The sequence below is a fragment of the Furfurilactobacillus rossiae genome (assembly GCF_013394005.1).
Classification (GTDB): Bacteria; Bacillota; Bacilli; order Lactobacillales; family Lactobacillaceae; genus Furfurilactobacillus; species Furfurilactobacillus rossiae.
The window spans coordinates 731,160-742,173 of the sequence record NZ_CP040586.1 but is presented as its reverse complement, the minus strand read 5'-3'; the positions used below and the strand labels follow the sequence as shown (position 1 = coordinate 742,173).

Here is an 11,014-nt window from a genome sequence, read left to right as displayed (position 1 = left end):
ATGGAAAAATCCATTGGCACACGCCCTGTTAACGTCTATCTAATTTGTTTAATGTTTGTACAAATACGTAAACGTTCCGTCTTCATTTTTCTTAAAAGTAAACTCATGGTCTTGTGTATCTTTGGCTCGCCAACGAGTCACGCCATAGTGAACGGTGTCAGAATCTTGCAAACGGGATACAACGCCTCCAACCAGCTCTCGATCATCACTAAATGACCCTCTGAGTACTCCTTTTAGTACTGGTAAAAAATCTTCTACATTCGTTATCATGACGCGTCACTCCCCATCTCCTAATGTACCAATAGTGTAACAAATAAGGGCGAGTGTGTGAACGCTTTCACTAAAATTAAATTATTAATTCTTTGTTATTGCTGGGTTAATTCGTAAAGTGACTAACGACAACCAATTAATGACGCCGCCGAATAACGGCCCAGGCCAGTAATCCGGCCAATATGGTAGCACCACTACCTGCACCGATGGCGACGTTTCGCCAGGTGTTATCTGGCTTCACTTCCACGGAAGATTGATTCAACTGCTGGGCCTTTTGGCCAGTCACCTTGAACGTTTTGCTAAACTGCCATCGTCTTTTTTGTGAAACGGCCGTCACCGTCAACTTGTAATGACCTGCACTTAAAGATCGGTCTTTCAGCCATACAGGAAATTGCATGATGGCATTGGGAGATAGCTGATACCCCACTTGTTTAGTGGTGTAAAGAGCCGTTTTACTGCCAACTCTGCTTACCTCACCGGTTACCTTTAGCTGATTAATAAAGGTTGCCGTTTCATTATGAATCGCACCATTTACAACATTGCGCGCATTTACTTGCCCCGGCTTAACAGTCCCCAATGACAGTTTGGGCGTCACTTTGGCGATGTTGTTGCGTAGCACAATCGCCACGACAAACTGATACTGGTTTTGAATGGCCACTGCCTGCCGTTTGTTTGCTGACACTGTGTTAGCATTTGCATCGGCATCGCTCAGTGTCAGACCACCAGCCAGTTGGCCATTAAAACGCTGTTTTGGCATGGTCACCTGCATCCGAACTTGACCATCCCCGTTAGGATCAATCGTAATCGGTTTCTTTGGTAACACCACCACCTTGGCAAACTTGGCTGGCACCCGCTTATCCAACTGCTGCTTGTTTTGCCCATACTCCACAACGCCGTTTAAATTCGTGGTCGCCTGCGCCAATCCAGCACTTAAATGGAGGGGCGTTTTCTTATTATTATGAACGTTGACGATCAACGTTGTTTTTTCGCTGGGGTTCATTTTGAGATCAAAGTATGTCACTTTTTGATTTACCTGTTGAGTCGGTAAAACGGGCTGTACCGAAAAGGCCAGCCCGTCTGCCGAAGCGTGAATGCCGAACAACAGGGTCGTTACCGCGACGAACAGGCCTAACAGCCATCGCCAGCGAATATCGATTCTCTTTTGCGTCATTTCATTCACTCCTAAATATTAACCTACACCGTTGCTAGTCACCTTGGTCGGCATTAACTGCCCCCTGAGCCCCACCCGGAACCGTCGTCGGGGTTGGGGAATTTGGGTTTTGATTGCCACCGCCATTAGTTGGAATATCTTCCAGTGACCAATTCAAGCTTGTTGTATAAGTGTCTTCTTCAGGGTAGGCACCGGTTGGGACGGTCAGCTTAACTCCCGGATTTGTCTTACTCCCCCAGGCGTCAGTCCAGAGACCATAACCACTGCCAGCGAGTGCATTCATCACAACGGCCTGATTGTCGGGCGTCAAGGTTTGGTCAGTAACATTCACTTGGTTAGCTGGCAATCCAAGTCCACTGCCGGCACGTGAGTCAGTCAGACTAATTTGCGCGCCCGTCAGCGCCTTCTGGGCTTTGGCGCTCTGTAATTGACCTTTTTCAGTCACTTTGAGGGTCCAACCCTTTGGATCACCGGCACGTTTGTCCGTCACTTGAGCGAAGTTAGCCGTCTTATTGGCATTATCCATCGACGCAATATACGTTTGCTTTGATGGTGAGATTTTATGCGCACCAAAATCAAAGTTTGAAACATAGTCCAGCGTCAAAGCCCCGGTGTTACCAGTCCCTGGATTATTACCATCCCCGGGCTTAGACGGATCTTCTGGATCAACCGGTGCTTCAGGCGTTTGATCATCCTGTGTGAACGCTACAGTTGCGTGCGTCGTTGCGGTTGATGTTTGTGCGGCCATCGCAACGGTCGGCACTGACATGCCAAGACCAGCTACAGCCAGGCCAAGAGCGGAAAAGAGTTTAATTTTTGTTGATAATGACATATTAATGCTCCTTCTTTTCATTAATGATTTTTATTTGGTTCAAGTAATTTAATTATTTGCGACACCATCTGTTACGTGCCATGTCAGACTTCCTGAATAAGCCTCACCTCCCCCGGTGCCAATTGCGGCTTCCAAAAACAGGCCGGTGTTGGCGTTCCAATTTCGAGAAACATTCGTAACCGTTGTATATAGGTGATAATCCACATCATGAATGGACTCGCTTGGATACTCACCCTGCGTGGTCACCAATACCTGGTTGTTATTAATCGGTAAATCTCGTCCGTTGTGCAGATAATGCATCGCATCTTGTAACACATCGTGGTCTGATCCTGTCAATTGTTGTGACTGATCCGCTGAAACGGTTAACATCCATGGTTGCGTATCTTCACGACCGTCAATCACACTCAGGGTATTCGCGCCAAGCGCATCGCTGTCTGTAGGTATAATTCGGGCGGGCAGTTTCTGATTCCAGATCATTTCAGCATCAATTGGCTCGTCTGTCGGGTTAAACGTGATCGCATTGGGTGCTGTGACGGTCAATCCGTCAGCCGGCTGGTCTGGTACGTCCAGTGTCAATACGTAATGTAGCGGGTCACTAAAGTTATTGCTTTCGTCACTAGCATATAAATTAAAACCGGAAATTTGATCACTGTATTGTGGCATGTACTCTGCCGGAATCGTTACCGTGAATTTTTGTCGATTCGTGGCCCCTGTCACCGTAATTTCAGCGAATTCCTGATACCGGTTCGACCACAATTCCAAATAAACTAAGTAACGGCCTGCTTTAGGCGCAGTTAGGTAAACCGGCAACGACAATGAGCCACCTGTGTAATTAATGTAGTTCCCACTGATTGGATCGCCATAATCAATCACCGGCGCAGTCGTGCTCGTACCCGCACGCTCTGTTGGGGATGGCTTGGCCTGCCGACCAGACGTTATCGTTTTCTCAGAAGCACTGGCGGACGATTCCGTTTGAGATACCGTCGAGGCCGATTCAGCAATTTTGCTACTCGACTGGTTAACTTTATCTTGTGCTGAGTCACGTTGTTTCTGACCTGGTTGTCTACTGGACGTACTTGTTCCAGCCTGTTGGCTACTATCTGATGCCGTCTTTGAACCAGTGGCATCTGTCTGAACACTCGAACGATCAACGTTATTACTATTACTGGCATTTGACTGTAAACTACTGCTGCTCTGACTGTCGCTGGAAATCAAATCGCTAGCACTCTGTGGTGGGGATACCGTCACTGTTTGCAGGGCTAGTTGATGGTGTTGCTCATCCACCATCTGAACGATTCCTGTCCCCGCTACCTGCGAAATAACAGGAACCACCCAGCGTTGTGTTTGGTGAGCAGCCAGCCGCAATGTTGCTTGTGTCTTCTGTGCATTCCAAGCAATTTTGGGGCGGTCTTGACCAGTCGCGTCCGCGACCAGTTGAGCCGGCAACATCAGTGTTACTGTTGCCTCTTGGTCACTGTCGTTCTCCGTAGTGAACTGAAGCTTGTTCGGATCATTTTGAACTTGCGTGGTAAAAGTCACGACCGGTCCGCTGGCGGCACTAATCTGGTGGTTAGGACTAATGAATAGTGCGATGATAACGAACAATATGCTTACCAAACTGAGGCGGCGCCAACGTATCATCTCTTGCACTCCCTTCTCGATTACTGAATGACTAAATTGTACTGATTAACGCCATTAACAAACCGTCAAGTTTGATCAACACGATTTCAAAAATGGGCAATTTAATTTTAGTCAGCTAACAAACTTATTATCGCTAGGGGCGGTAAACTGTGACACAATGCGATTTGACAACAACCATTGTTCTTTTCAAATAAACCTATGTCACATCCTCAGGCAGAATTTTACAGACAAAAAATGTTTCAATTCCCGTATGTGGGAATTGAAACATTTTAGATTAGTCACTCATCCCGTTGAACACTAGCTAGCCGATTGCAGTTAACTTGCTGTTGCCACCATTTGTTCCAGAATGGCTTTTAGATCGCCTTCATTTCCTAACGCGGAGATTTCATAGCATGCTTGTCCTTCTTGAATCGACTGTCTGTTCTGCTCGTTAACAACAATCAGGTCATAATGATTGTGCTCATCGTACAGTTCCCAGGAAACATGAACAACCGGTTCCAGCACACTCATCAGTCGTTTGGCAAACAGCGTTGTCAATTCCCGACTCGTGCCGAGAGCCAACCCGATATGCCGCGTCGGTCGGGTAGTCGAAGTCAGCAACGCATAAAATGGCAATAAATACTGCGACAAATAACGCCAGTGATCATCAATGATTTGGTGAACTGTTCCCGTCGTTGTGCCAAGTAGGGTCGTTTTTAAACGCGCCATCGCGGCCGCACCGCTGCAAGGCATATTCACCGTCAACGCATGCTCAAAACTCAAGTCATCAAAATGATCAATACTGCCAATCCCAATCATTGGGACCACTAATAAGCTAAATAATTGTGCCACGCTAATATGGACGATTTGCTGAATATCTTTGACGTGAGCAAAATGCAGCTGGATTCGCCGTAAGTTATCATATAAGTCGCGATTTTCCGGTCTGGTTATACCAATCCAATCGTCTAACTGCGTATCTGCAATCACCGTTCCACTATGAAGGATTAGGAACAACGTTAAGTTTTCCCGTTCGCTCTCCGTCATTTGTAACGCAGTCCGATCAACCACCGCCTTCAATTTTGTCCCATTGGTAAGTTGTTCATCCAACGCGGACACTTGGCTACTAAACTGGGCAAAACTGACGTGGACATGATCCATAACAGCTAACCATTGAGTCAACCGGTCGGTCATTGATTCATCTATCTCAAGGCCGCTATTTGCCAGTCGCCTGATCAACAGATCGTGATTCGCCGTTCCCAATTGTTTGACATGAAGCTCACGAAACAACTTGTAATAAAACCAAGTGACCTGAAACAATGAGCCCCTTAGTTCACCGCGATAAATGCTCAAGCCAAACTCCTTAATCAATGCATTGGCTTTAGCTACTTTTCGTGCTGTCGTTTTCTCACTTAAATGTAGTGTATTGGCCAACTGCCAAGTTTGAAAATGAAATTCATGCTGATAGAGATATAAATAAATCTGATACGTATCCGCCCGCAACACCTGCTCATCAAACATCAGTCCATCTAGCGTCACCTTGCCTTGCATTGCAAACGATACCTGTGTCTGATCAAACGTTAAGGTCAGGGCGCCTTCGTCAATCGATGGTTGGAGAGTATCCACAATCTTTTGTAAATGGCGGCTCAATGTCGCCGGTGACAAACCTAACGTTTTCATGAGAGCCGCTCGATTTGTCTGACCATCTGCTAAATAAATGCTCTCAAGGATTCGATAAGCCTGACGGTCACCCTGATTCAATAATTCAGTTCGATCCATCTTGTTCACTTCCTTAACTCAATCAATTCACATCAGCTCAATACCAGTCCATACAACATAAAAGACACACCCACACGAATGCGCGAGTGTGTCTAGGCTAAAAATGGGGAGTTATTGATTCGGCACGCCGGCTGTCAATGTCCATGTAATGGTGGTGCTATATGTCTCGCCACCGCCAATGCCATACGGCACTTCCAGAAAAAGACCGTTATTACGATCCCAGTGTCCCGAAATGTTGGTTTGTCGACCACGCCCCACATTGTTGGCATCATTAACGGCTTCGCTAGTGTAGTCATTGCTCGTCGCCACCAATGCTGAAGTACCTTCAATCGGTTGATGCTTGCCATTACGCGCATAGAACAATGCATTTGTCAGTGGCTCACGATCCGGTCCAGTTAATGGTTGCGTCGCCATTGCGGTCAACGTCCATTTTTGCTTTTTTGCATACGTATCCAGCACCGCCAAACGATTGTCACCAATGCCGTTTTGATCCATTCCTTGTGGCCCTTCAATCGTGGCTGGTAACTGATGGCCCCATGCCTCATCAACGGTCAATTTATCCTGGCCCTGATTAAAATTGATATTGCCAGGTGCCACCACTTTCAGCGCACCATTCTGCTCGCCGGAAACGTTTGATAACAGAATTAAATTAATTAACCCAGTTTGGTGACCAGATTCATCCGTCGCAAATAAAGATACTGTATGAACCGAGTTATCACGCGGAATGACGTTTTCGGGGATAACAAAATTAACTGGCTGCTGCTCGCCCGTCTTGGTAAACGTTCGCCGCCCCACCCACTGGTTGATTCCCCACCAGAACATTACATAAAAGTTAACCGTCCCGGTTCTAGGAATATCTATGAGCATCGGCACCGTGACATCATTGCCGTTAAACGTAATTGGATTGCGGGACACCGGCTTCATATCAAACGAAATCGGCAGTCCAGTGCTCGCAACAGCACGACTCGCTGCCACCTTTTTGTCATTGACAGCTGATCGGTCCTGATTAGCTGTCGACATACTGCGACCGTCAAGATCCGAGCTGCTCGCTACCGAGTCCTCGCTGGACGTCTGGCTGATGACGCTTGCGGGCAAACGTGATCCAATTGCAGATTGTAAGACTTGCATTTGTTGCATGCTGGGCTGTTGATCACTTCTCTGAGAATCGGCAACCGGTGCCGCTAGACCCGGATTGGACAGCAACGTTAAACTGGTGATAAAACTTGCTAACGCTATCGCCAGCCGCCATTTCTTGCTGGTCATGCTACCCTCTCCTCCTAACGCGAAACTTCGGCAAACGTTATTCACGTTGTTTATTTTATCGGAAAGGCGTTCTTTTTAGCGCTCATTTTTGGTTCTTAAAATGGCCATTAATGAGTGAAAAAACGTATTTTTCCAGCGATCATCAGTCTCTTCCCGGTCGGTCTTTCGGTCAAAAAAACAGGCCACAAAGGTCTGTCTTCCATTAGTGATTTAATGTCAGTAAACACTGTTATACCGGAATAAATGGCATTTCAATCGATCGTTATCGTCCATAACATCGTTCACTAATTGAGCAAACATTTCGACTCACGAGGCCGCTATCGGTCAAACACGTTTTTCTAATAAAGTTCTTAACCGATGCGCGATTCGCTGATAATCCCGTTCCGTGCCCAACTCCGTAATCTTTTCAGTTGGCGTGTCGGTTAGCTCCGAAATTATCGAAGCAGTCCGATCGTTTACAACAATGAGATCGAATGCTGTCCCAACCTGATAATCACTGATTGTTACGGCCAACGTTTGTGTCAGGACATCCATTAACGCCCGTTTGGCAAACTGCGTCACCGTCGTTGAAAATCCTAGTGCCAGACCAACATGAAGTGCCACTCGCCGTGATTGAATCACTAGATAAGGCCACAAACGACGTTCAATATACGGCCAATGACGTCGCGCAAATTGATTGATCCAAGAACTTGCCGTGTGTGTCAATTGGTACTGTACACAGTCAAAAGCTTGCCGGTCCGTATTTCGGAAAAAAGCTCTCGTGAAATAATGGAAGCTAATGTCATCAAAGATTTGCACGTCACCAGCAGTCACCATTGGAACAATGAAAATACCGGCAAGTCGCTGCCCTGTGAGCATTTCCGGCAATGGCACGCCCGACCAAGCTTCACGTAGTGCCTGTTTACAGGTAATTACCAATCGCACTAACCTGACGATTGCCGTTTCTTTAGATAAAAATAGCGACTGCCACATCTGGTCTGTAAACATAAACTCACTGTGTAACAAGATGAACAATAATATCGCCTGCCGTTTTGCTATTGACCATTCAGACTCTCTTTGCAAACGTTCAAAGATTGGTGTTTGCCGCATCAATCGCTGACTATTTAATGAAGCTTCACGTCGATATGACCACTGATTGGTCACACTTTGTTGCATGATGGCTAACCAGTCTTGAAGTCGATCAACCATGTGGTCATCTAAACGAAAACCTTCATTAACAAGCCACTGTTTCATTACGTCGAAATCGTTGCTAACAGGGAGGCGTTCACCAATTGTTCGCCAGAAATTAAAGTAGAAAAAATGCAACTGACTTAAGTCACCAACTAGTTGTCCGTTTGTTACGTGCAAATCAAAAGGCGCCAGCAACGCGTTAAGTGTTTTTAACTTACGATACAGTGATGCCTCGCTCACATGCATTACGTTCATCAATTGAGGCGCTCGGAAACGCAGTCCGTGTTGATATAAAAATTTGAGTAATACCACGTTATCAGCCGTCTGCAGTTGCTGTTTAACAAGCAAGTCATCAATTGTGACTGCTCCCAATAACTGGAAAATCACTTTAGTACCATTAACCTCAAAACGAACTTTTTGGCTACTCGTCCACGGCGACAGATTATGTACTAAGTCCGCCAAATAACGTTTGACGCTGGACAGTGGTATCTGAAGTCGCTGACTGATGCCTGCCAACGTGGTCACCCCATTCTGCAGGTAAACATCCAAAATAATCCGGTACGCCAGTCGATCACGTTTGTTCAGTAAATCTTCTTTATACATCCTGCTCCCTCCAAGTGCGCCCAGCTTATCACAGCCAGACATTTTCAAACGGAAACAAGTAACTACCGTCATCAATAGTGGAACACTTTCTTAAAACTTTACTGTTCGTCAACTCAACTAACCGTTTTTTCTCCTTTTAAAGGATTTATCCCTACAAAATGGTTACAAAATCTTTTTGGAAAAAGCTGATTGATGAACTTATCTATTTTTACTAAAAATGAGCTAATTGGATGTGAGCTGGAGGGCGTCCGCGTTGAACCCGACTGTGAAAAGGTTGTAAATTCGGTGGTTTATCCGAATTTACAACCTAGGACGGTCGACGAGACTCAGGGGTTCATGAGGCTCGGTGACGAGGTGAAAGACTCCGGTTTACGGAGGCTTGAACCGGTCCCACAGGAGGGTTCAAAAGCGGGCAACCGTAAGCGGGTAGAATTCCTCCTAAATAAAAAAATCACTCACCAACATCAATGTAGGTAAGTGACTAAGAAAATATCAATATTATTGTTCAGATAAACGTTGACGCATCCATTCACGCCGCTCATTGGCCGGTGCAACCAAGTTTGCACGTTGAACGGAAGGATCCGTCATGACGGACTGATAAATGGAATGCAGCAATAGTAATGCCACAAAAATCAACGGGAATCCCGCAATCGTACAAATAGCTTGCACGGTTTCAAAGCCACCCACTAGCACAATTCCCAGTGAGAAGACGATGAAAATAATCACCCAAGCCATCCGGTTCCAACGTGTTGGCTGTTCAGTACCAGAAAGTTTCAAACTGGTGAACGAAGACACGATAAAGGCGGAAGATGAAATGGTCGTTGCCAAGAAGACAAAACATGAAAGACAGAACATCACTAACATAATCATCTTCATCGGTAACGTTTGAATCAACGCTGCCAATACTGATGCTTGGCCTTGCGTGTTCAAGATGTGAACTAAGTTAACTGTGCCGGTTTGTTGTAACCATAATGCATAGCCACCTAAGACTGCGTAGAAACTTAAACAACCACCGACACCATACGTTAACATGCCGACGATGACCTGACGGATGGTTTTACCGCGAGAAATCCGCGCGATAAACAAACCCATAACAGGCATGTAAGACAACCACCAGCCCCAGTAAAACATGGTTTGGTGTTGTGCAAAACTGTTAACACCAGGATTGGCTTTGTTAAATGACATTGCGGTAAAGTGTTGAACCATCAAGGCCAACGTTTGTCCCTCACCGCCGATCAACTTCATGGTTGGTCCGACCAGTAAAACGATAACTAAGAATCCAATTGCCAGGTAAATATGCCAAGCAGATAACTTCTTAATCCCTTTATTCAAACCGGCGTAAACTGTCAGCGCAAATAAAATGAACAAAACAACGAATAAAGCTAATTTCAAATAAATGTTATCTGGCACACCGGTGATGGTGCTCAAAACTTTAGCGATGACAGGAATTTCCATCCCAATGGATGAGCCAATCCCACCCATAATCCCAAAGACAACCAGAAAGTCGATCAGTTGACGCAAGACGTGACGTGTCCGGCCTGGTCCCTGTAACAACGGAATCGCAGCACTCAAACGTTGAACATGCTTGCCCTTAACGTGCATCGTGTAGGCAATCGCAATGGTAGCAGTGGCGAAAATCATCCAGGCCATGGGACCCCAGTTAAATTCACCAACAACGTTTGCATAAACATAAGCTGCAGATGAGAATGGTTTGGCACCAAATGCGGGATGTTGTAGGTATTGTAATGGATCCGTGGCACTCAACATTAAAATGCTGGCGTCAATCCCTGTTGCAAACACCATGCTCCCCCATTGGAAGCCGTTGTAGTCAGCCTTAACACCAGGCTTACCCAACTTGATGCGCCCGTACTTAGACATCACTAACGCCATAAAGAAAATGAAGTTAATGACGTAAATCAGGACGTATAACCATTCTGTTTTCGTCGTGAGAAATGACAAGACCGCGTTCATCGTTTGCTGAACGGCTGAGCCACCAATGATTAACACCAGGGACACGATTCCAAACAGAATCATGGTTGGTACAAAGACAGCTCGATCGACATTCTGACGCTTTAAAATAATAATCCTCCTAAGTTTTGGGTGAGCGTGAGCAGGCACTTGTAGCACCTGCGAGCGCATTATGGCTGTGTGGCAGTGACCCACCACAACACTCGCCTATTTTTACAAATCTAAAATTCTTTTCCACACAAAAACGCTGTGCACTGACACCGAAGTGAACCACCTGCACAGCGTTAAAAATTGGCTAACGCCGAATATACAAATGAACGTCAGTCCTCACAGTCACCTGT

The 11,014-nt window shown here is 46.0% G+C and carries 8 protein-coding genes; all 8 read right to left on the bottom strand.

The window, feature by feature from the left end:
- Positions 1-48 precede the first annotated feature (48 nt).
- The 8 genes from LROSL1_RS03475 to LROSL1_RS03440 all read right to left on the bottom strand — a co-directional run bounded on the left by LROSL1_RS03475 (position 49) and on the right by LROSL1_RS03440 (position 10,739).
- Positions 49-270: a hypothetical protein gene (locus LROSL1_RS03475; RefSeq protein ID WP_017260551.1), complete on the bottom strand. Its 222-nt coding sequence runs from the start codon at positions 268-270 to the stop codon at positions 49-51.
- 136 nt (positions 271-406) lie between these two features.
- On the bottom strand, positions 407-1,441 hold the full coding sequence (locus LROSL1_RS03470) for a DUF916 and DUF3324 domain-containing protein (RefSeq protein ID WP_178913777.1): 1,035 nt from the start codon (positions 1,439-1,441) through the stop codon (positions 407-409).
- 34 nt (positions 1,442-1,475) lie between these two features.
- Positions 1,476-2,273: a WxL domain-containing protein gene (locus LROSL1_RS03465; RefSeq protein WP_178913776.1), complete on the bottom strand. Its 798-nt coding sequence runs from the start codon at positions 2,271-2,273 to the stop codon at positions 1,476-1,478.
- 48 nt (positions 2,274-2,321) lie between these two features.
- A complete protein-coding gene (locus LROSL1_RS03460; RefSeq protein ID WP_178913775.1) occupies positions 2,322-3,914 on the bottom strand; it encodes a hypothetical protein in 1,593 nt (530 codons plus the stop codon).
- 315 nt (positions 3,915-4,229) lie between these two features.
- A complete protein-coding gene (locus tag LROSL1_RS03455; protein WP_178913774.1) occupies positions 4,230-5,669 on the bottom strand; it encodes a helix-turn-helix domain-containing protein in 1,440 nt (479 codons plus the stop codon).
- A 111-nt stretch (positions 5,670-5,780) separates the two neighbouring features.
- Entirely contained in the window at positions 5,781-6,932 is a 1,152-nt protein-coding gene (locus tag LROSL1_RS03450) for a WxL domain-containing protein (protein WP_178913773.1), read from the bottom strand.
- 324 nt (positions 6,933-7,256) lie between these two features.
- The gene (locus LROSL1_RS03445) at positions 7,257-8,705 is read right to left on the bottom strand and encodes a helix-turn-helix domain-containing protein (protein WP_178913772.1); all 1,449 of its coding nucleotides are present in this window, start codon (positions 8,703-8,705) and stop codon (positions 7,257-7,259) included.
- Positions 8,706-9,203: 498 nt separating this feature from the next.
- Positions 9,204-10,739, bottom strand: a complete 1,536-nt coding sequence (locus LROSL1_RS03440; protein ID WP_026017018.1) for a BCCT family transporter — start codon at positions 10,737-10,739, stop codon at positions 9,204-9,206.
- Positions 10,740-11,014: the final 275 nt, after the last annotated feature.